Consider the following 20,113-nt stretch of genomic DNA (forward strand, 5'->3'; position numbering starts at 1 on the left):
ACCCGCCCACCCCTCCTCCCCGCCCTCTCCCCCGTGACCCCGATCGCCGAGATCACGACGATCTTGCGCGAACTGTTGCCCTTTTGTGCGATATAGGCGTGTCGTACCCGCAGTTCACGCAAGATCGTCGCCGCGCAGGGAGAGGTCCGTTTTCCGCTAGCGGGGCGGGGGTGGGGCGGGCAGGGTGGGAGGGGTGGAGAGTTATTACCGGGCGGTGAGCAGTCGGGATTCGCGGTTTGACGGGAGCTTCTGGTTCGGGGTCACGTCGACGGGGATCTATTGCCGGCCGTCTTGTCCGGCGCGGACGCCCAAGTCGGAGAACGTGAAGTACTTCCCGAGTGCGGCGGCTGCGGCGCGAAACGGGTTCCGGGCCTGCCGGCGGTGTGCGCCGGACGCGGTGCCGGGGTCGCCGCAGTGGGACAGCCGGGCCGACGTGACGGCGCGGGCGGTGCGGCTCATCGGCGACGGGGTGGTGGATCGGGGCGGGGTGCCGGAGCTCGCCTCGCGGCTCGGGTACACGGAGCGGCATCTGAACCGGCTGCTCAGCGAGGAGCTGGGGGCGGGGCCGCTGGCGCTGGCCCGGACCCAGCGGGCGCAGACCGCCAAGACGCTGATCACGAAGACGGGGCTGGGGCTGTCGGAGATCGCGTTCGCGGCCGGGTTCGGCAGCATCCGGCAGTTCAACGACACGTTCCGTGAGGTGTACGGCTGCGCGCCCTCGACGCTGCGGCGCGCGGACACCCCGGTCGACGGGGTGGTGCCGCTGCGGCTGAGCTATCGCGCGCCGCTGCACGCGGAGGCGCTGTTCGGCTTCCTCGGCGCGCGCACGATCACCGGCGTCGACGCCTACGACAACGGCCGCTACACCCGTTCGATGAGCCTGCCGCACGGCATGGCGACGGTCACCCTGTGGCCCGCGAGCCCCGGCGCGGCAGTCCTGCCGCACGGCGGCGAACCAGGCATCGGCTCCGGTTTCATCGAGGCCGAGTTGCGCTTGTCGGACATGCGGGACCTGACGCCCGCGGTGGCGCGGTGCCGCCGCCTGCTGGACCTCGACGCCGACCCGGCCGCCGTGGACGCGGCGCTGGCCGCCGATCCCGCGCTGGCCGCGGTGGTCGCCGCCGAGCCGGGGGTGCGGCTGCCGCGCAGCGTGGACGGGTTCGAGATGGCGGTGCGGGCCGTGGTCGGGCAGCAGATCAGTGTGGCGGGCGCGCGTACCGTGCTCGCCCGGCTATGCCCGCCCGCCGACGGCGCGGTGGACCGGCCAGGCCTGCCCACCAGGCTTTTCCCCACCCCTGAGCAGCTGCTGGCGCTGCCCGACGAGGCGTTCTCGATGCCCGCGTCACGGCGGCGCACCCTGCGCGCGGTCGCCGAGGCGGTGCGCGACGGGCTGCGCCTGGACGCGGGCAGCGACCGGGCCGCGACGCGGGAGGCGCTGCTGGCACTGCCCGGCGTGGGCCCGTGGACCGCCGACTACATCGCCCTGCGCGCGCTGGGCGACCCTGACGTCCTTCTCACCACCGACCTGGGCACCCGCCGCGGCGCGAAGGCGCTCGGCCTGCCCGACGACCCCGCGGACCTGGCCCGGCATGCCGAACGCTGGCGGCCGTGGCGCTCGTACGCGCAGATCCGACTCTGGAGAGCAGCATGATCACCATTGACACCCCGGCCGGCCCGTTCACGATGACCGGCGACGGCGCCTCGGTCACCGCGGCCGCCTTCGACAGCAGCCTCCCGCCCGAGTGGGCCGCGCCCGGCGAGGTGCCCGCGGCGGCGGTCGCCGCGGTGCGCGCCTACTTCGACGGCGACCTGGCCGCCCTGGACGCCATCGCGGTGCACCAGCACGGCACGGCCTACCTGGCGCAGTGCTGGGACGTGCTGCGCACGCTGGACGGGCCGGTCTCGTACGCCCGCCTGGCCGAGCTGACCGGCCGCCCGGCGGCGGTGCGCGCGGCGGCGCAGGGCTGCGCCCGCAACCAGATCGCGCTGATCGTGCCGTGCCACCGGGTGCTGCGCACCGACGGCAGCCTGGGCGGCTACCGCTGGGGCGTCGAGGTCAAGCGGTGGCTGCTCGCCCACGAGGCCGCGCACCGCTGAGACCGGGCTCACGCGGGTTCACGTATTTCCTACTAGCCCGATAGGAGTTGAGGAGTTAGGCTGTCCAGGTAATTGCTGAGTCGCTCGTGGAGGGTCCCGTGCCGCGAACGTTCCGATGTCGCCGGGCATTCGTGCACCTGCCCACCCGACCCGCAACGACCAGGAGTTCCGACATGACAGTCTTGCTCACCGAGCCCGCGTACACCGACGTGCCGCTCCCGATCGTCCGACGCTCGGCCGCCACCCCGGCCGGCGGCGACGAACCGCTCACGGTCACGCTGACCCTCAAGCTGACCGGCCCCGACGCGGCCGGCGCGGCCACCCGCCTGGTGCACGCGCTGGCCGACGCGGAACCGCTGCTCGACACGATCTGGGACGGCGAGATCGCGCCGCCCGAGCTGCCGGCGCCGCAGCCGCAGCCGGACGACCCCGTGCTGATCGACACCACGAGCCGCACCGTCACCGTCGACGGCGCACCGGTCCGGTTCACCCGCCGCGAATTCGAGCTGCTGTTCTTCCTGGTCCGCCACACCGGCGCGGCGTTCACCCGGCTGCAGCTGATGCGGGCGGTCTGGGGGCACGAGTTCAGCGGCGAGCGCACCGTCGACGTGCACGTCCGGCGGCTGCGGGCCAAGCTCGGCGCGCACGGCGCCGGCCTGGCCACGGTGCACGGCTTCGGTTACCGGCTGGAACTCGGCGGCGGGATCGGGCTGCGGCGGGCCTCCTGACACCGCTGCGGCCGCAGTAGGGTCTGTCGCCATGGCAGACGAGCAGAAGAACAACGGCGCACCCACGCCGGCCGCCGAGCCCGCCGACGATCTCAGCGTCACCCATCACGAGGTCGCCGGGCTCCGCTACACCGCCACCGCGGGCCGGATCGTGGTGCGCGCCGAGTCGCACACCGACGACGCGTTCGACGGACACCAGGCCAAGGCCGAGATGTTCGTGGTCGCGTACACGCTGGACGGCGCCGACCCGGCCACCCGGCCGGTGGTGTTCGCCTTCAACGGCGGCCCCGGGTCGTCCAGCGTGTGGCTGCACCTGGGCGTGCTCGGGCCGCGCCGGGTGGTGATGGGCGACGCCGGCGCGCTGACGCCCCCGCCGTACGGGCTGGCCGACAACGCCGAGACCCTGCTGCGCCACGCCGACCTCGTCTTCATCGACCCCGTGTCGACCGGCTACTCGCGGGCGGTCAAGGGCGGCAAGAGCAAGGAGCACCACGGCTTCACCGGCGACGTGGAGAGCGTCGGCGAGCTGATCCGGCTGTGGACGTCCCGGCACGGGCGGTGGACCTCCCCGAAGTACCTGTGCGGCGAGTCCTACGGCACGCTGCGCGCCGCCGCGCTCGCCCACCACCTGCAGGAGCGGCACGGCATGTGGCTCAACGGCCTGATGCTGATCTCCAGCGTGCTCAACATCGGCACCCTGGAGTTCCACCCGCACCTCGACGTGGCGTACCCGCTGTTCCTGCCGACGTACGCGGCGATCGCGCACTACCACGGGCTGCACGGCGACCGGCCGCTGCGCGAGGTGCTGGCCGAGGCGGAGGAGTTCGCCGACCGGACCTACCCGTGGGCGCTGGCCCGCGGCGCGCGCCTGTCCGAGGCCGAGCGCACCGCGGCGGTCGGCGCGCTCGCCCGGCTGACCGGCCTGGACCCCGACTACCTGGACCGGGTCGACCTGCGGCCCGAACACGTGCGCTTCTTCACCGAGCTGCTGCGCTCGCGCCGCCGCACGGTGGGCCGCCTCGACGGGCGTTTCCTCGGCTGGGACGCCGACTACGGGCGCGAGCACTGGTCCAGCGACCCGTCCCTGGACGCGATCATGGGGCCGTACACCGCGGCGATCAACCAGTACCTGCGGACCGACCTGGGTTACCGCAACGACCTGCCGTACAAGACCCTCACCGGCGACGTGATGCCGTGGTCGTTCAAGGAGTTCGAGGGGCAGCACGTCAACGTGGCCGACAAGCTCGCCGCCGCGATGCGCGCCAATCCGCACCTGCGGGTGCAGGTCGCCTGCGGCTACCACGACGGCGCGACGCCCTACTACGCCGCCGAGCACACGTTCGCGCACCTGGAGATCCCCGCCGAGCTGCGCGGCAACATCGAGTTCAAGTACTACGAGGCCGGCCACATGATGTACGTGCACGAGCCGAGCCGCCTGGCCCAGTCCCGGCACCTGGCGGAGTTCGTCAACCCTTGACCGCACGCGTCGCGGCGCGGGTGACGGCTCGGTCCCGTGCCGCGGCGCGTCCTGGTCACCGCCCGCCGGCTCAGCGAGCTGGGGGTGACCGCCGACGAGATCCCCGAGCAGAAGCCGATCGAGCTGGCGCCGCGCCGGCCCCAGGCCGCCGAGTTGCTGGCCGAGGAGCAAATCACCACATCGGATTCTCCACATCCGGCCGCTCGCATCTAGGCTCGGTGCGCCGTGCCTATTGAGGAGCCGTCCGTGACGTCGTCCGACTACCGGGAATTCCAGCAGATCTGGCAGCCCCGGATCGCCGCCGAGATCTACGCGTACACCGGTGACCGGGACGCCGCGGCCGAGATCGCGCAAGAGGTGTTCGGGCTGGCGGGCAGCCGCTGGACCAGGCTGGAGCAGCAGGACGACCCGATCCGCTGGGCCCGGCAGGAGGCCTGGCAGCGCGTCGACGAGCGGTGGCTCGGCACGGCACGCCCCGGTGGCGACCAGTACGGTCCCGCGATGGTGACCGCGCTCGCCGCGCTCGACCCGGCCACCCGCCGGACGGTGGTGCTGCTGCTGGCCGACGTGCCCTCGCACGAGTACGCCGCGCTCGGCGCGACCGACATCCCCGCCGCCCAGTGGGACGACGCGCTGGAATACCTGGCCGCCTCGCTGCCGGGGCAGGACCCCGCGACGCTGTTCGCGCAGCTGTGCACCGGCTGGGAGATCACGGTGCCGCGGTCGCGCGCGAATGCCGACAAGCCGCGGGCCCGTTCGCACTCCCTCGCGCCGACGCGCCGACCACGGCGCACCCGGTCCCTGGTCGTCGTCCTCGCGGCGGTGTCCCTGCTGGTGGCGGGCGTCGTGGTGACGACGAAGTGGGCCGCGGATCCCGCCGGCGGCACCGCCGCACCTGAGGTGTCCGCGAGTGCCACGGCCGACCTCCCGTGGCCCGATCCGTCCGCCACGGAGGACCCCGCGCCGACCCCGAGCGGCACCTCCGCGACCCCGAGCCCCGGCCCCAGCGCCTCCCGCGCGCGGCCGACCCCGACCCCGTCCCGGTCCGCGGCGACACCGCGTCCGGGCAGCCCGACCGGCTCGCCGGCCGTCCCTCCGCCGCCCTCACCGTCGCCCGCGTGCCAGGTGAAGGTCAGCGTCAACGCCACGGGCCCCGGCGCCGGCGGCGCGCTCTCGTTCACCGCCGACCCGGTCGACGGGCAGGTGGAGTTCTGCGGCACCCGGCGGCGCGTGTGGTGGGCGAGCTACACCCTGGAAGCCGACGGGCTGTTGCACCTGGCCCACTCGGGCACCCAGGACCTGCAGGCGGGCACGCTGTCCTGGTCCACCGCGATCGACGTGGACACCACCGCCGAGGGCTGTGCCGGAGCCTGGTACTACGGCCGCGACGACGTCACCTTCCCGGCCACGATCGCGGACGCCGAGCGTGGCAGCGCCTTCGGGTCCGACAGGCTCGGCACCAACGGCAACGCCACCGCCTGCTTCTGAACCCGGCCGACGTTAAGAAGGGCACCTTCCACAACGCATGGCGATGTGAAGGTGCCCTTCCTTGTACGGGTCAGGAGGCGGCGGCGGCTTTCATGTCGCGCTTGAGCTCCTGGGGCAGGGAGAAGGTCAGGCGCTCCTGGACCGTGACGACCTCCTCGACGTCGGCGAAGCCCAGCTCGGCGAGCCGGGCCAGCACCTCGGTGACCAGCTCCTCGGGCACGCTCGCGCCGGAGGACAGGCCGACGGTGGTCGCGTCGGCGAGCCAGGCGGGGTCGATCTCGTGGGCGAAGTCGATCAGGTGGCCCTGGCGGGCGCCGGCGTTCACGGCGACCTCGACCATGCGGACCGAGTTCGACGAGTTGCGCGAGCCGACCACCAGGATCACGTCGCAGTCGGGCGCGATCTGCTTCATCACCTGCTGGCGGTTCTGCGTGGCGTAGCAGATGTCGTCGCTGGGCGGCGACTGCAGCAGCGGCAGCTTCTCCTTGAGCTTGGCCACCGTCTCCATGGTCTCGTCGACGCTGAGCGTGGTCTGCGACAGCCAGACCACCTTGCTCGGGTCGCGCACGGTGACCGCGTCCACGCCCTCGGGGCCGTCGACCAGCTGGATGTGCTCGGGAGCCTCACCGGAGGTGCCGATGACCTCCTCGTGGCCCTCGTGCCCGATGAGCAGGATGTCGTAGTCCTCGGCCGCGAACCGCTTCGCCTCGTGGTGGACCTTGGTCACCAGCGGGCAGGTGGCGTCGATGGCCTTGAGGTTGCGCTCGCGCGCCTGGTCGTGGACCACCGGCGCGACGCCGTGGGCCGAGAAGATCACGGTGGAGCCCTCGGGGACCTCCTCGTTCTCCTCGACGAAGATGGCGCCCTTCGCCTGCAGGGTGGTGACCACGTGCTTGTTGTGCACGATCTCCTTGCGCACGTAGATGGGGGCGCCGTAGAGCTTCAGCGCCTCCTCCACGGTCTGCACGGCGCGGTCCACGCCGGCACAGTAACCACGGGGCTTGGCCAGCAGGACACGCTTGCGAGGAGTCTCGATCACCCGACCATCGTACCGTCGGCCTATGGTGAGCCCTGTGACGGAGCAGAGCTCGGCGGAGCAGCCGTGGCCCGTAAGAGTGGTCAGCCAGAAGATCAGTGCCTGGATCGGGCGACTGGGCTGGATCTGGGTGGACGGGCAGGTGGCGCAGCTCTCCCGGCGGCCCGGCTCCGCCACGGTGTTCCTCACCCTGCGCGACCCGTCCGCTGACCTGAGCCTGACCGTCACCGCGAGCCGTGACGTGCTCGACAGCGGCGCGCCGCAGCTCGACGAGGGCGCGCGAGTGGTCGTGCACGCCAAGCCGGAGTGGTTCGCCCAGCGCGGCACCCTGAGCCTGCGCGCCGACGAGATCCGCCAGGTAGGCGTGGGCGAGCTGCTGGCCCGCCTGGAGCAGCTGAAGAAGCTGCTGCACGCCGAGGGGCTGTTCGACCCGCGGCGCAAGCGGCGGCTGCCGTTCCTGCCGCGCCGGATCGGCCTCATCACGGCACGGGCCAGCGCCGCCGAGCGGGACGTGCTCACCAACGCGCGCCGCCGCTGGCCGGCGGTGGACTTCCGGGTGGTGAACGTCACCGTGCAGGGGCCGACCGCGGTCCCGTCGATCATCGGGGCGCTGCAGTCGCTGGACAACGACGAGAGCGTGGACGTGATCATCATGGCCCGCGGCGGCGGCGCGGTGGAGGACCTGCTGCCGTTCAGCGACGAGGCGCTGTGCCGGGCGGTGTTCGCCTGCCGTACGCCGGTGATCTCCGCGATCGGTCACGAACCGGACACTCCGCTCGTCGACTGGGTGGCCGACGTGCGCGCGTCGACGCCGACGGACGCCGCCAAGCGGGTGGTCCCCGATCTGGGTGACGAGATTCGCCTGATCGAGCAGGCGCGGGGGCGGGTCAACCGGGCGATGCGGCACCGCGTCGAGCGCGAGCAGCAGCGCCTCGACAGCCTGCGCAGCAGGCCGGCGCTGGCGAAGCCGTACCAGATGATCGAGACCAGGGCGACCGACGTCGCGGCGCTGCGCGACCGCGCGGCGCGGGCGCTGACGCACCGGGTGCACCGGGCCGAGGGCGACCTCACGCACACCCTGGCCCGGCTGCGGGCGCTGTCCCCCGCCGCGACCCTGACCCGGGGGTATGCCATCGTCCAGCGCGCCGACGGCCACGTGGTCCGCGCGGCGACCGAGGTCGCGGCCGGCGACACCCTGCGCGTCCGGCTGGCCGAGGGCGAGCTGGCTGCCACCGTCACCACGACCAGCGAGGACCCGACGTGAACGAGCAGGTGGCGAGCGAACCCCCGACAGCGCGCCGGGACGGGCGTCACCAGCCCGCGACCAGGCAGATCACAGGTGGCCGCCGGACGGCCGACGAGCGCAGCGAGGAGCAGGCATGAGCAAGCGCAACGAGGCCGCGGCACCCGCGTCCGAGGAACTGTCCTACGAGCAGGCCCGCGGCGAGCTGGCCGAGGTGGTGCAGAAGCTGGAGTCCGGCGGCGGCACCCTGGAGGAGTCCCTCGCCCTCTGGGAGCGCGGCGAGCACCTCGCCGCCGTCTGCCAGCGCTGGCTGGACGGCGCCAAGGCCAAACTCGACGCCGCCTCCTCCTGATCCTCCGGGCGCGGCCCTCGATCATCCGACTTGCCTGGCACCTGTGCGTATCTTGACCGCGCTTTCGCCCGGTTGCCTGGCAAGTCGAGTGACCTTGGTGCGTGACCGCACCGGCACGCCGAAAGGCGGGGCGTGGACGGCCGCCGCTCCGGCGGGGCAGGGGTCCCGGGCTAGCCGCGGGCGGCGATGCGGACGGCGACGAGGGTGAGGGCGGCGCCGGTCAGGGTGAGCAGGTCGGGGCGGCCGGCGGGGCCGGGCAGGACGGTGTCGATGGCGAGCGCGCCGAGGACCTGGCCGGCGATCATGCCGAGGCCGAGCAGCAGCACGCCGATGCGGTGCACCACGGCCGCCGAGATCGCGATGAAGACGATGCCGAGCGGGCCGCCGACGTAGAGCCAGGGTTCGGCCGGGAACGCGCCGGGCGGGCCGCCACCGCGGATCGCCGTGGCGATGCCGAGCGCGACCAGCAGCGCGAGCGTGCCCACCGCGAAGTTCAGCAGGGTCGCCGGCCACGGTGAGGTCGCGGCCAGCGCCACCCGCCCGTTGACGCCCTGCTGCCAGGCCACGCCGATGCCGGCCAGCAGCGGCAGCGCGGCGAGGCCGAGCGAGCGCGGGTCGCCGAAGCTGTCACCGACCGCGATGACGACGGCCACGATGCACAGCAGCGCGCCGACCGCCCGGTTGGGGGTGATCAGGCGCGGGGCGCCGGGTCCGACGCCGAGCCGGTCCATGGCCAGGCTGGACACGGACTGCCCGGCGACCAGGGCCACGATGAAGATCGAGACGCCGAGCCAGGGCACGGTCAGGCCCTGGGTGGTGACCAGGAACGCGCCGCAGGCCCCGCCGACGCACTGCCACCAGCGCAGCTGCCCGGAGCGCAGCGCGTGCAGGATGCGGCGGGTGTTGCGGTGCATCCAGGGCAGCGCCAGCAGCATCACGACCAGGCCGACGCCGAACGAGACGGTGGCGGCGGCGATCCCGTCGCCGAGCTGGTGGCCGAGTTCGCCGTTGATGCGCGACTGCAGGGCCAGGCAGCTGCCGCCGAGCACGGCCAGCGCCACACCGGCGGCCCGGCCGGAGTCGACGCTCACGGCCGGGCCTGGGCGGTACGGATCACGCGAAGTCGACCAGCGAGTACCCGGCGAGCTTCTCCAGGCGGTGGTACGAGTCGATGACGCGGATGGTGCCCGACTTCGACCGCATGACGATCGACTGGGTGTACGCGCCGTTGTCGCGGTAGCGCACGCCGCGCAGCAGGTCGCCGGAGGTGACACCGGTGGCCACGAAGAACACGTTCTCGCCGGTGACCAGGTCGTCGGTGGTGAGCACCCGGTCCAGGTCGTGCCCGGCGGCGACGGCCCGCTCGCGCTCGGCCGCGTCCTGCGGCCACAGCCGGGCCTGCATCGCGCCGCCCAGGCACTTGAGCGCGCACGCGGCGGTGATGCCCTCGGGCGTGCCGCCGATGCCCATCAGCACGTCGACGTCGGACTGGTCGCGGGCGGCGTAGATGGCGCCGGCGATGTCGCCGTCGGAGATGAAGTTGATCCGGGCGCCCGCGTCGCGGACCTCGCGGATCAGGTCGGCGTGGCGGGGCCGGTCCAGGATGCAGACGGTCAGGTCGGACACGCGCACCCGCTTGGCCTTGGCGATGCGGCGCAGGTTCTCGGTCCAGCCGGCGGTGATGTCGATCACATCGGCCGCCTCGGGGCCGACGACCAGCTTCTCCATGTAGAAGACCGCGCTCGGGTCGAACATCGCGCCGCGCTCGGCGACGGCCAGCACGGCCAGCGCGTTCGGCATGCCCTTGCTCATCAGCGTGGTGCCGTCGATCGGGTCCACCGCGACGTCGACCTCGGGGCCGGTGCCGTCGCCGACCCGCTCGCCGTTGAACAGCATCGGGGCGTTGTCCTTCTCGCCCTCGCCGATGACCACGGTGCCGGTCATGGGCAGCGAGTTGATCAGCTTGCGCATGGCGTCGACGGCCGCGCCGTCGCCGCCCTCCTTGTCGCCCCGGCCGACCCAGCGGCCCGCGGCCATGGCCGCCGCCTCGGTCACCCGGACGAGATCGAGCGCCAGGTTCCGGTCGAGATCCTGCGGAGTACGGGTCGCCATGCTGCTCCTCCTACGATCGGCTGAGGTGATCCTGTCATGCCTGCTGCTGAACGTACGTTCGGGTTGTTGCATCCGGTGACCTCGTGACGGTGTGACCTGTGACATCGGTCAAGATGGTGGGGTGAGCACCGTGGAGACCGCGCAGACCGAGCCGACGTCCGTGCCGGCGACGGGTGGCCGCACCCCGAAGGACATGGCCCTGTCCCTCGGCGTGCTGCTGATCCCGGTGCTGCTCCTGGTGCTGGGCTACCGCCTGTTCTACGGCTGGGACGCCGCCGTGACGGTGGACCCCGCCAACGCGATCGCCAGCGCCGGGCGGGCGTCGTTCGCCCCGCTGCCGGCGGCCGCCCCCGCCGACTGGCAGACCGTCACCGCGAAGTGGGAGCCGGGCGTGCTGCGCATCGGCTACCTCGACCCCGACAACAACGGGGCGCGGCTGGTGCAGTCCCGCACCGCGCTGGACGCCCTGGTCAAGGACGAGCTGGACGGCAAGGCCCAGGCCGACGGCGAGACCGTGGTGGGCACGGTCACCTGGCAGCGCTTCCGCGCCCCGGACGGGCAGACCGTGCTGGCCCGGACCGCCGGCAACACCACCACGCTGCTCATCGGCCAGGGCGCCGACCTGACCGGGCTGGCTGCGGCGGTCGCCCGCTGACGGCGCTCTGTCCGCGCCCGCCGGTGCGGCCGCACCGGACCCGCTGATCAGGCGTCGCGGTAGCTCGCCGCGGTGGCGGCGAGGGTCTCGTCCAGCGGCGTCGGCTCGAGGCCGAAGACCTGCTCGGTGTGCGAGCTGTCCAGCACGAACGGCGCGGCGAACTGGTAGTGCGTGGTCCGCATCTCCCTCAGCATCGTCGAGAAGAGACCCGCCGCCCACAGCACCGGGTACGGCACCCGGCTGACCTTGGCCGGAGGCAGGCCTACCAGCTCGTTCGCCCGCCGGGCCGCCTGGCGGATGGAGACCGCCGGCGGGGTGGGCACCAGCCAGGCCTGGCCCCAGGCCCGCTCGTCGGTGGCGAGCGCGACCAGGGTGCGGGCCACGTCGGCGATCGCGGTCCAGCTGTGTGGGGCGTCCGGGTCGCCCATGACGTACGCGATGCCGCCCTTCGCGGTGCGCGACAGCGCCGTCTCGTTCAGCACCCCGTAGGAGCCGGGCCCGGCGAAGTCGCCGGCCCTGGCCTCGGTGGCGCGCACCCGGCCGGCCCGGTGCGCGGCCAGCGCGTCCTCCCACATCCGCACCCGCATCGCCAGCTTCGGGTGCGTCGCGGCGAGCGGGGTGTGGTGGGTGATCGGGCCGGTGACGGGGCCGTAGCCGTACAGATTGCCCATCGTCACCAGCACCGCGCCCGACGACTCCGCGGCGTGCAGCAGTGCCGCGGCCAGCGGCGGCCAGTCGGTCAGCCAGCGGTGGTAGGCCGGGTTCGCGCAGTTGTAGAGGGCCGTCGCGCCCTCGGCCAGCTCGGCGAGCCGGGTCGCGTCGGAGGCGTCCGCGGCGACCAGTTCGATGCCGGGCGCCTGCGGGCCGGTGCCCCGGCGGGTGACGATCCGGACCTGCTCGCCGCGCTCGGCCAGCAGCAGTGCGGTGGCGGAGCCGACGGGTCCCGCGCCGACGATCACGTGCATCTCAGTCTCCAGATCTCTGCTTCGCTTCGAGAGCACCGCTCTCTGATGACAACAGTGAACACGGCGCCCGGCACGACTGTCAAGAGCAGTGCTCTCGTTTTATTGTTATGCTCTCCGACATGACCGCCAAGAACATCCGGGCCCGCGTACGCGACGAGCTGACCAGCGAGATCAAGGCCATCGCGCGGCGGCAGCTCGCCACCGAGGGGGCCAACCTGTCGCTGCGGGCCGTGGCCCGGGAGCTGGGCATGGTCTCGTCGGCGGTCTACCGCTACTTCCCCAGCCGCGACGACCTGCTCACCGCGCTGATCATCGACTGCTACGACGAGCTGGGCGCGGCGGCCGAGTCCGCCGAGGCGGCGGTGGACCGCGCCGACCTGCTCGGCCGGTGGCTCGCGGCAGGGCACGGCATCCGGGACTGGGCCCTGGCCAACCCGGCGGAGTACGCCCTGATCTACGGCTCACCGGTGCCCGGCTACAGGGCCCCGGAGACCACCGTCGGCCCGGCCGCCCGCACCACGAACGTGATCCTCGCGCTGGTCGCCGACGGGGTCGCCGCCGGCACGCTGCCCGCGCCCTCGGCAGGTTCCCGGCCGGGTGCCGCCGGCTGCGCCGGTACGGCGGGCGCGGTCTCGTCGATGCCCGCCGACCTGGCCGCCGAGCTGGACCGGATCGCCGCGCTGGTCGCCCCCACCGTGCCGCGGGAGCTGCTGGCGCGCGGCATCACCGCCTGGATCCAGCTGTTCGGCGTGGTCACCTTCGAGCTGTTCGGCCGGTTCCAGAACCTGATCGAGGACAGCCGCCGGTCGTTCTTCGACCACCAGCTGCGGGTGATGGCGGGGTACATCGGTCTGCGATGACGGGTGCGGCATTGCCCGGCCGTCGCGCGACCGCCAGACTGTCCGGGTGATCGTGGTAGCCGGAGAGCAAGTTGTCGACCTCGTCCCCGCCGGGGCGGGCCTGCTGCGCGCCGCGCTCGGCGGCGGCCCCGCCAACACCGCCATCGCGGCGGCGCGGCTCGGCGCCCCCGTGGCGATGGCGGCCCGGGTCGGCCGCGACTCGTTCGGCACCGCGTTCCGCGGGCGGCTCACCTCGTCCGGCGTGGACACGCAGTACGTGGTCGCCACGTCCCAGCCGTCCGCGCTGGCGCTGGCCACGGTCGGTGACGACGGCGAGGCGCTGTACGACTTCTGGCTGGCCGGGGCCGCCGACTTCGGCTGGCGCGAGCGCGAGCTGCCCGAGCTGCCCGACGGCAGCACCATCCACATCGGCTCGCTGGCCGCGTTCCTGCCACCGGGGGCGGACACCCTGGAGCGCTGGGCGCTGCGTCACCGCGACCGGTGCACCATCACCTTCGACCCGAACGTGCGCGGCGTCGCGCTGGCCCGCCCCGACTCCCTGGTCCGGCTGGAGCGCCTGGTCGAGCTCGCCCATCTGGTGCGCGCCAGCGAAGGCGACCTGACCCACGCGTACCCGCACGTGCCGCCGATGGAAACGGCACGCCGCTGGCTGGCCGCCGGCCCGCGGCTGCTGGTGCTGACCCACGGCGACGCGGGCGCGGTGGCACTGACCGCGACCGAGGAGGTGACCGTCGCCGCGCCCGCCATCACGATGATCGACTCCATCGGGGCGGGCGACACCGCGATGGGCGCGCTGCTGGCCTGGCTGCACACCGCCGGACGGCTGGATGACCAGCTCGCCCGCGAACTGGCGCCGGAGACGCTGCGGCTGATGCTGCGGCACATGTGCGACGCCGCCGCGCTCACCTGCACGCGCCCCGGCGCCGACCCGCCCACTCTCGACGAGCTGCGCGCCTTCCAGCTGGTCTAGACGACGTCCTCGGAGGAGTGGCCGGGGAACAGGTGCGCCGACGGGTCGATCACGATCGCCGCGTTGTTGACGGCCGTGGCGGCCTCGCCGAAGCCGGTCGCGATGAGGCGCACCTTGCCCGGATACTCCACGATGTCGCCCGCGGCGAAGATGCGCGGCAGGTTGGTGGCCATCGTCGAGTCGACGGTGATGTGCCGCTTGTCCAGGGCCAGGCCCCACATCGCCAGCGGACCGAGGTCGGCGGTGAAGCCGAGCGCGGCGACCACGACGTCGGCGGGGATCTCCTCGGTGCCGTTCAGTTCGACCGACTCCACCCGCTCGCTGCCCAGGATCTTGGTGACCTGGCTGTTGACCTCGATGCGCACCGGCAGCGCCTTGACCCGCGCCACGGTCGCCGCGTGGGCCCGGAACTTGTCGCGCCGGTGCACCAGGGTGACGCTCGCGGCGACGCCGGCCAGCGCCAGCGCCCAGTCGAACGCCGAGTCGCCGCCGCCCACGATCACCACGTGCTTGCCGGCCAGCATCGTCGGGTCCGGCACGAAGAAGATGATGCCGGTGCCGGTGAAACCGGCCGCGGCGGGCAGCGGGCGCGGGGTGAACGAGCCCAGGCCGCCGGTGATCAGCACCGCGCCGCAGCGCACCTCGGTGCCGTCGCCGAGCCCGAGGATCGGCACACCGTCCGCATAGGCCAGTGCGGCGGCCTGCACGCCCAGCCGGTACGTCGGGGAGAACGCGCCCGCCTGCGCCACCAGGTTCGCGATGAGCTCCCGCCCGCGCACCGCCGGAAAGCCGGCCACGTCGAAAATCATCTTCTCCGGGTACATGGCGGTGACCTGCCCGCCGGCCTCCGGCAGCGCGTCGACGACCAGCGTGCTCAGCCCCCGGAACCCGGCGTAGTACGCCGCGAACAGACCGGTCGGCCCCGCCCCGATGATCGCGACATCGACCTCGCCACGCTCGCTCACGCCTTCTCCTCGCTGACCGGATCGAGCCATCTGACTCGTTCGCTCATAGGGTGAACCTAACCGCGCGCGGCGTTCTCCTCAATGGCCGCCTTGATATCCGCGGCGAAGTGCGACACCTGCGTATAGACACCGGGGTATGCCGCTCGGCCGCACCCGACTCCCCAGCTGACGATGCCGACCTGCACCCAGCGCGCGCCGTCGCGGCGCAGCAGCGGGCCGCCCGAGTCGCCCTGGCAGCTGTCCTTGCCGCCGCGGTTGAGGTCGCCGGCGCAGATCATGTCCGCATCGGTGAAGCCGTACCCGTGCGAGCGGTAGATCTTGCCGCAGGTGCCGTCGGCGACGTACGGCACCTGGACCTTGCGCAGGTAGCGCTGCTGAGCGCGGGAGCCCTCCCGGGTGGCGCCCCAGCCGACCGCGGTGAGCGTGCCGTTGTCCAGGCCGCCGCCGGCGGGCAGGGCGACCACCGGCCCGTCGACGGGGCGGGCCAGCCGGATCACCGCCCAGTCGTCGCCCCGGGTCACGTCGGAGAAGCCGCGGGCCCGCCACACCTGGCTGCTGCGCACCTGGAATGTCTTGCCCGAGCCGAGATCAGCGGCGCCCGCGGTCACCGTGATCGACGTGTTGGCGCCGGTGCGCCCCACGCAGTGCGCGGCGGTCAGCACGTACTGGGTGCGCACCAGGGTGCCGGCGCAGCCGTTGTCCAGGCGCACCATCCAGGGGAACTCCCCCGCGCCCGCGCGGGCCCCGCCGATCACCTCGACCTGCGGCGGGTCCGCCGGTTTCGCCGCGGCGGGCGCCGCCGCGGCCACGGCCATCGCCGTCACGCACATGAACAGCGCGATCGCCCGCATCAGCATCCTCCGAGGTCGACGGTGATGCCGATATTAGCGTGTTTGGGCGATTAATCCTTTATGTTGCTGAAGCTCCCCGGCGGGCGGCAGCCGTATCGCCCTTGCGCGCCACGGGCACGTGCTCGCCGGCGCGGGCCAGCCCGAACGGCGGCATGTTGCCGTAGAGCACCTCGTAGCGGCCCGCGCTGACCAGGTAGGTCTCATGCCAGATGCCGACGTCTCCATTGCCGCCGACGACCTTGTTGAAGGCGCGCCAGGCCGGGTGGTGCGGCAGCGCGGCGTTCCTAGCGAACGCCTCCAGCTGCTCCACGCTGCGCCAGTACTGGATGGTCAGCGGGCCGCGCGGGGTGATCGCATACTCCACCGAGAGCAGGCCGAGCTCGGGGCGCTGGGCGAGCACGCGCAGCATGCGCGGCATCGCGGTGAACGCGCCCCACCATTTGTGGATCTTCCAGGGCTTGTTGAACCGCATGCCGATCAGGAACACCACGAAGTCGCCCTCGATGTCGGCCGACATCCGGCCCGGAACCACGGTTGCCATGACTCCTCCTATCCAGTAGATAGCATCACTATCCACTATCCGACTGGGTATCGTCAACCGCGATGAAGATTTCCGAGTTGAGCCGCGGCAGCGGGGTCTCGCTGCCCACGGTCAAGTACTACCTGCGCGAGGGGCTGCTCCCGCCCGGCCGGGCGATGGGCCGCAACCAGGCCGAATACGGCGACGCGCACCTGCGCCGGCTGCGCCTGATCCGGGCCCTGATCGACGTCGGCAACCTGAGCGTGGCCGCGGTGCGCCAGGTGCTGCGGGCCGTCGACGACGCCGAGCTGCCGGGCCACGACCTGCTCGGCACCGCGCACGAGGCGATCGCGGGCACGCCGCGCGCCGATCGCGGCACCGCGGGCTGGCAGGCGGCGCGTGCCGAAGCCGCCCGGATCGTGACGGAGCGGGGCTGGCGGGTGCACGCGCACGCCCCCGCGCTGGACCAGCTCGCCGACGCCATCGCGGCGCTGCGCGAACTCGGCCAGGAGGACATGCTGGCGATGGTCGACGGCTACGCCGAGGCGACCGAGCGGCTGGCCGCCCAGGAGGTCGGCCTCGTGCTGGCGCGCGCGGACCGGGCCGCCATGGTCGAGGGCGTGGTCACCGGCACCGTGCTCGGCGAGGCGGTGCTCACCGCGCTGCGCCGGCTGGCCCAGGAGCACACCAGCGCCGGCCTGACCGAAGCCTCCTGACAGGTCAGTACCAGCCCTCTTCCTCGGACTGCTGCCACGCGCCGCAAGGGGTGCCGTAGCGGTTCTTGATGTATTCCAGGCCCCACTTGATCTGCGTGGCCGGGTTGGTCTCCCAGTCGGCGCCGAACTTGCCCATCTTGCTGCCGGGCACCGCCTGCGGGATGCCGTGCGCCCCGGAGCTCTTGTTGTGGGCCAAGGGGTTCCAGCCGGACTCGCGGGTCCACAGCTTGTTCAGGCAGGCCATCTGCGTCAGGTCCATGCCTGCGGCGAGCACCAGGGCGCACCCGATCGCGCGGTTGCCGCTGAACTCCTGGCAGCTGCTGGGGATGGGCCCGAAGTCGACGGGAGTGGTGGTCCGTGCCGCCCCGCGGCGGCTGACCTCCTTCTCCACTGCGGCGGCCCGGGCCGCGGCCGCTTTGGCCTCGGCCGCGGCGCGGTCCTTGGCCTCGACGAGGAGCTGGTGCTGCTGCAGGGTGAGGGCGGCCGACCCGGCCTGCGCGGCGATCTGCGCCTGGCCCGAGTTGAGGGTGTCGGCCTGCCACTGCTCGGTCTTGTCGAGGCGCGTCGCGGCGGCCACCCCGCCGAGCAGGGTCACCACGGCGAGCGTGCGCACGATCAGGCGGCCGGTCGCGGGGTGCGCCCGGTGAGGGGCGCGGCGTTGCCGGGACACGAGGGATCCTCTCGGCGGCGGGGGCCCCGGTCCGTCCCGTATGGAGGGATGGACGGTCCCAGGGGAGCGCCATGCCGGGCAGCCGGAACCAGTCGCGCGGCGGCCGGGGGACGGCACGCCGGACACGCCGGATGCAAGGGCGCTCGATGCCACCCTTACGCAGAGGACCGGGGCCTGTCGTCGCCCGGCTGGGCGACTGTGGCCCCGGTCACACTCCATAGAGTGTCAAATCAGGACGGAATCACTCCTCCAGGAGATCGGTCACCACTTCGGCGATCGCGGAACGCTCCGACCGGGTCAGGGTCACGTGGGCGAACAGCGGATGCCCCTTGAGGGTCTCGATGACCGCGGTGACGCCGTCGTGCCGGCCGACCCGCAGGTTGTCCCGCTGCGCCACGTCGTGGGTGAGCACCACCCGCGAACCGGCGCCGATGCGCGACAGCACGGTGAGCAGCACACCCCGTTCCAGCGACTGCGCCTCGTCGACGATGACGAACGCGTCGTGCAGGCTGCGCCCGCGGATGTGGGTCAGCGGCAGCACCTCGAGCATGCCCCGGTGCAGCACCTCGTCGCGCACGTTGTCGTGCACCAGCGCACCGAGGGTGTCGAACACCGCCTGCGCCCACGGCGACATCTTCTCCGCCTCGGTGCCGGGCAGGTAGCCCAGCTCCTGGCCGCCGACGGCGTACAGCGGGCGGAACACGATGACCTTCTTGTGCTTGCCCCGCTCCATCACCTGCTCGAGGCCGGCACACAGGGCCAGCGCCGACTTGCCGGTGCCGGCCCGGCCGCCGAGCGAGACGATGCCGATGCTGTCGTCGAGCAGCAGGTCCAGTGCGATGCGCTGCTCCGCCGAACGCCCGCGCAGGCCGAACGCCTCACGATCGCCGCGGACCAGCCGCACCGTCTTGTCCGTGTGCACGCGGCCCAGGGCCGAACCGCGCCCCGCGTGCAGGATGAGTCCCGTATGGACGGGCAGCCCCGCCGCTTCGTCATGGTCGATGCCGTCCCCGGCGTAGAGCGCGGCCATGTCGGCGTCCGACAGATCCACCTCCGCGAGGCCGGACCAGGTCGGATCCACCGCCTGGTCATGCCGGTACTCGTCGGCCGCCAGGCCCACCGCGGCGGCCTTGACCCGCAGCGGCATGTCCTTGCTGACCAGGGTCACCTGCTGCCCGTCCGCCGCGAGACCGAGCGCCACCGACAGGATGCGGGCGTCGTTCGTGTCATTACGGAAGCCGTTGGGCAGCAGCTGCGGGTCCGTGTGGTTGAGCTCCACCCGCAGCGTTCCGCCGGCGTCGTTCACCGGCAGCGGCACGTCCAACCTGCCGTGCTTGACCCGCAGGTCGTCGAGCAGCCGCAGCGACTGCCTGGCGAACCAGCCGAGCTCCGGGTGGTGCCGCTTGCCCTCCAGCTCGGAGATGACCACGAGCGGCAGCACGACGTTGTGCTCGGAGAAGCGGCGGATCGCAGCCGGATCAGCCAGCAGCACGGAGGTGTCGAGTACGTACGTTCGTATCGGGACATCGACCATGACTCACGCTAACCGCAAGAAACCCGTTTGGCCAGCATGTCTTCACGATCTGTCCGACGATCCGCCGATCCTGGCATCATCCGGTCGGGGGATGCCGAAGGAGATCGCCACTCGCTTTACGAAGTCACAGCGTCACTGCGAGTCGTGAAACGAGTGGCGATTCTGCCACCTAGTACCAGCTGACGTCCTGGAAATGCGACCACGCGCCGGCGGGTGTCTTGTACCGGTTCTTGATGTAGTCCAGACCCCACTTGATCTGCGTGGCGGGGTTGGTCTTCCAGTCGTCGCCGAACTTCGCCATCTTGCTGCCCGGCAGCGCCTGCGGGATGCCGTACGCCCCGGAGCCGGAGTTCTCGGCCTTGTGGTTCCAGCCGCTCTCGTGCTGCCACAGCTTCACCAGCGGGCTCATCTGGCTGTACGCGAACCCGAAACTGGGCAGCAGCTTGCACGCGGTCAGCTGGTTGCCGCTGAAGCCCTTGCAGGACGACGGTGTGGGCGTGGTCGCGGTGCGGGTGGCCGACGGCTTCGGCTTGGCCGTGGCCGGCGGCTGCGCCCGCGGCGTCGTGGCGGGGGACGCGCTCAGGCTCGGCGACGGCGTGGCGCTCGCGCTGGGCGTCGGCGTGGCGTCGAGGCGGCTGTAGTCGCGGCTGGCTGCCTCGGACTCGGCGGCGCGTGCCGCGGCCAGGTCGGTGGCCACCGACGTCGGGTCGGCGTTTCCGGCGAGGCCGTAACCGACCGCGCCGAGGACGGCGGCGCAGAGCACGCCGATCGCGATCTTTCGGGAGTGGACGGCCAGCAGCCCGGCCGGGCCGGTGCGCTGACGGAGTTCACGGTGGCGGCCCGGCTGGGGGTCACGGGGTGTCGACACGAGTCG

22 protein-coding genes are annotated in these 20,113 nt (G+C 72.7%); 12 read left to right on the forward strand and 10 right to left on the reverse strand.

The features are described from left to right. Positions 1-184: 184 nt before the first annotated feature. From HAV39_RS34235 to HAV39_RS34255, 6 genes are all read left to right on the forward strand, one after another. On the forward strand, positions 185-1,651 hold the full coding sequence (locus tag HAV39_RS34235; protein ID WP_191843325.1) for a DNA-3-methyladenine glycosylase 2 family protein: 1,467 nt from the start codon (positions 185-187) through the stop codon (positions 1,649-1,651). Next, complete coding sequence (locus HAV39_RS34240) at positions 1,648-2,097, forward strand: methylated-DNA--[protein]-cysteine S-methyltransferase (protein ID WP_191843326.1); 450 nt, start codon at positions 1,648-1,650, stop codon at positions 2,095-2,097. Before HAV39_RS34235 ends, HAV39_RS34240 begins: the two co-directional genes overlap by 4 nt. Before the next feature lie 173 nt (positions 2,098-2,270). After that, entirely contained in the window at positions 2,271-2,825 is a 555-nt protein-coding gene (locus HAV39_RS43430) for a winged helix-turn-helix domain-containing protein (protein ID WP_191843327.1), read from the forward strand. 31 nt (positions 2,826-2,856) lie between these two features. Beyond that, the gene (locus HAV39_RS43435; RefSeq protein ID WP_191843328.1) at positions 2,857-4,302 is read left to right on the forward strand and encodes a S10 family peptidase; all 1,446 of its coding nucleotides are present in this window, start codon (positions 2,857-2,859) and stop codon (positions 4,300-4,302) included. An 84-nt stretch (positions 4,303-4,386) separates the two neighbouring features. After that, positions 4,387-4,515 (forward strand): hypothetical protein, encoded by a 129-nt coding sequence (locus HAV39_RS43440; protein WP_275413912.1) that lies wholly within the window; start codon positions 4,387-4,389, stop codon positions 4,513-4,515. 33 nt (positions 4,516-4,548) lie between these two features. After that, positions 4,549-5,790: a SigE family RNA polymerase sigma factor gene (locus HAV39_RS34255; protein ID WP_191843329.1), complete on the forward strand. Its 1,242-nt coding sequence runs from the start codon at positions 4,549-4,551 to the stop codon at positions 5,788-5,790. A 70-nt stretch (positions 5,791-5,860) separates the two neighbouring features. Here the strand turns inward: HAV39_RS34255 and HAV39_RS34260 are convergent, their stop codons facing one another. Then, complete coding sequence (locus HAV39_RS34260) at positions 5,861-6,853, reverse strand: 4-hydroxy-3-methylbut-2-enyl diphosphate reductase (RefSeq protein WP_373311682.1); 993 nt, start codon at positions 6,851-6,853, stop codon at positions 5,861-5,863. 10 nt (positions 6,854-6,863) lie between these two features. Here HAV39_RS34260 and xseA point away from each other — a divergent pair, with 10 nt between their 5' ends. Then, the gene (gene xseA, locus HAV39_RS34265) at positions 6,864-8,090 is read left to right on the forward strand and encodes an exodeoxyribonuclease VII large subunit (RefSeq protein WP_239120413.1); all 1,227 of its coding nucleotides are present in this window, start codon (positions 6,864-6,866) and stop codon (positions 8,088-8,090) included. 115 nt (positions 8,091-8,205) lie between these two features. Then, positions 8,206-8,421 (forward strand): exodeoxyribonuclease VII small subunit, encoded by a 216-nt coding sequence (locus HAV39_RS34270; RefSeq protein WP_120318094.1) that lies wholly within the window; start codon positions 8,206-8,208, stop codon positions 8,419-8,421. A gap of 170 nt (positions 8,422-8,591) precedes the next feature. Here HAV39_RS34270 and HAV39_RS34275 read toward each other — a convergent pair whose 3' ends face one another. Together HAV39_RS34275 and glpX are read right to left on the reverse strand one after the other, a co-directional pair. Continuing rightward, positions 8,592-9,512 carry a DMT family transporter gene (locus tag HAV39_RS34275; protein ID WP_239120412.1) on the reverse strand — a complete coding sequence of 307 codons (921 nt, stop codon included), beginning with the start codon at positions 9,510-9,512 and terminating at the stop codon, positions 8,592-8,594. A gap of 22 nt (positions 9,513-9,534) precedes the next feature. After that, the gene (glpX, locus tag HAV39_RS34280; RefSeq protein WP_120318093.1) at positions 9,535-10,533 is read right to left on the reverse strand and encodes a class II fructose-bisphosphatase; all 999 of its coding nucleotides are present in this window, start codon (positions 10,531-10,533) and stop codon (positions 9,535-9,537) included. A gap of 121 nt (positions 10,534-10,654) precedes the next feature. On the opposite strand from glpX, the gene HAV39_RS34285 reads away from it, so the two are divergent. Beyond that, entirely contained in the window at positions 10,655-11,188 is a 534-nt protein-coding gene (locus HAV39_RS34285; protein ID WP_191843331.1) for a DUF4245 family protein, read from the forward strand. 47 nt (positions 11,189-11,235) lie between these two features. Here HAV39_RS34285 and HAV39_RS34290 read toward each other — a convergent pair whose 3' ends face one another. Then, positions 11,236-12,153: an NAD-dependent epimerase/dehydratase family protein gene (locus tag HAV39_RS34290; RefSeq protein ID WP_191843332.1), complete on the reverse strand. Its 918-nt coding sequence runs from the start codon at positions 12,151-12,153 to the stop codon at positions 11,236-11,238. 119 nt (positions 12,154-12,272) lie between these two features. On the opposite strand from HAV39_RS34290, the gene HAV39_RS34295 reads away from it, so the two are divergent. After that, positions 12,273-13,013 (forward strand): TetR/AcrR family transcriptional regulator, encoded by a 741-nt coding sequence (locus tag HAV39_RS34295; protein WP_191843333.1) that lies wholly within the window; start codon positions 12,273-12,275, stop codon positions 13,011-13,013. 46 nt (positions 13,014-13,059) lie between these two features. Then, complete coding sequence (locus HAV39_RS34300; protein WP_191843334.1) at positions 13,060-13,983, forward strand: carbohydrate kinase family protein; 924 nt, start codon at positions 13,060-13,062, stop codon at positions 13,981-13,983. On the opposite strand, the gene HAV39_RS34305 is transcribed toward HAV39_RS34300, so the two are convergent. Genes HAV39_RS34305 through HAV39_RS34315 form a run of 3 tightly spaced genes read right to left on the reverse strand, consistent with a single transcriptional unit; the run spans position 13,980 to position 16,340 of the window. Beyond that, positions 13,980-14,948, reverse strand: coding sequence for an NAD(P)/FAD-dependent oxidoreductase (locus HAV39_RS34305; RefSeq protein ID WP_239120411.1), 969 nt, complete (start codon positions 14,946-14,948; stop codon positions 13,980-13,982). The genes HAV39_RS34300 and HAV39_RS34305 overlap by 4 nt on opposite strands. A 56-nt stretch (positions 14,949-15,004) precedes the next feature. Continuing rightward, on the reverse strand, positions 15,005-15,799 hold the full coding sequence (locus HAV39_RS34310) for a S1 family serine peptidase (RefSeq protein ID WP_191843336.1): 795 nt from the start codon (positions 15,797-15,799) through the stop codon (positions 15,005-15,007). A 58-nt stretch (positions 15,800-15,857) separates the two neighbouring features. Further along, entirely contained in the window at positions 15,858-16,340 is a 483-nt protein-coding gene (locus tag HAV39_RS34315) for a DUF4188 domain-containing protein (RefSeq protein WP_191843337.1), read from the reverse strand. A gap of 62 nt (positions 16,341-16,402) precedes the next feature. Here HAV39_RS34315 and HAV39_RS34320 point away from each other — a divergent pair, with 62 nt between their 5' ends. Continuing rightward, positions 16,403-17,035, forward strand: coding sequence for a MerR family transcriptional regulator (locus tag HAV39_RS34320; RefSeq protein WP_191843338.1), 633 nt, complete (start codon positions 16,403-16,405; stop codon positions 17,033-17,035). 4 nt (positions 17,036-17,039) lie between these two features. On the opposite strand, the gene HAV39_RS34325 is transcribed toward HAV39_RS34320, so the two are convergent. The 3 genes from HAV39_RS34325 to HAV39_RS43050 form a co-directional block, all read right to left on the reverse strand. Then, positions 17,040-17,705, reverse strand: coding sequence for an aggregation-promoting factor C-terminal-like domain-containing protein (locus tag HAV39_RS34325; RefSeq protein ID WP_191843339.1), 666 nt, complete (start codon positions 17,703-17,705; stop codon positions 17,040-17,042). A 241-nt stretch (positions 17,706-17,946) separates the two neighbouring features. Next, positions 17,947-19,239: an RNA 5'-3' helicase PhoH2 gene (gene phoH2, locus HAV39_RS34330; RefSeq protein ID WP_191843340.1), complete on the reverse strand. Its 1,293-nt coding sequence runs from the start codon at positions 19,237-19,239 to the stop codon at positions 17,947-17,949. Positions 19,240-19,408: 169 nt separating this feature from the next. After that, positions 19,409-20,107, reverse strand: coding sequence for an aggregation-promoting factor C-terminal-like domain-containing protein (locus tag HAV39_RS43050; RefSeq protein WP_239120410.1), 699 nt, complete (start codon positions 20,105-20,107; stop codon positions 19,409-19,411). Positions 20,108-20,113 lie beyond the last annotated feature (6 nt).

Source organism: Catellatospora chokoriensis (assembly GCF_011297315.1).
Lineage (GTDB): Bacteria > Actinomycetota > Actinomycetes > Mycobacteriales > Micromonosporaceae > Catellatospora > Catellatospora citrea.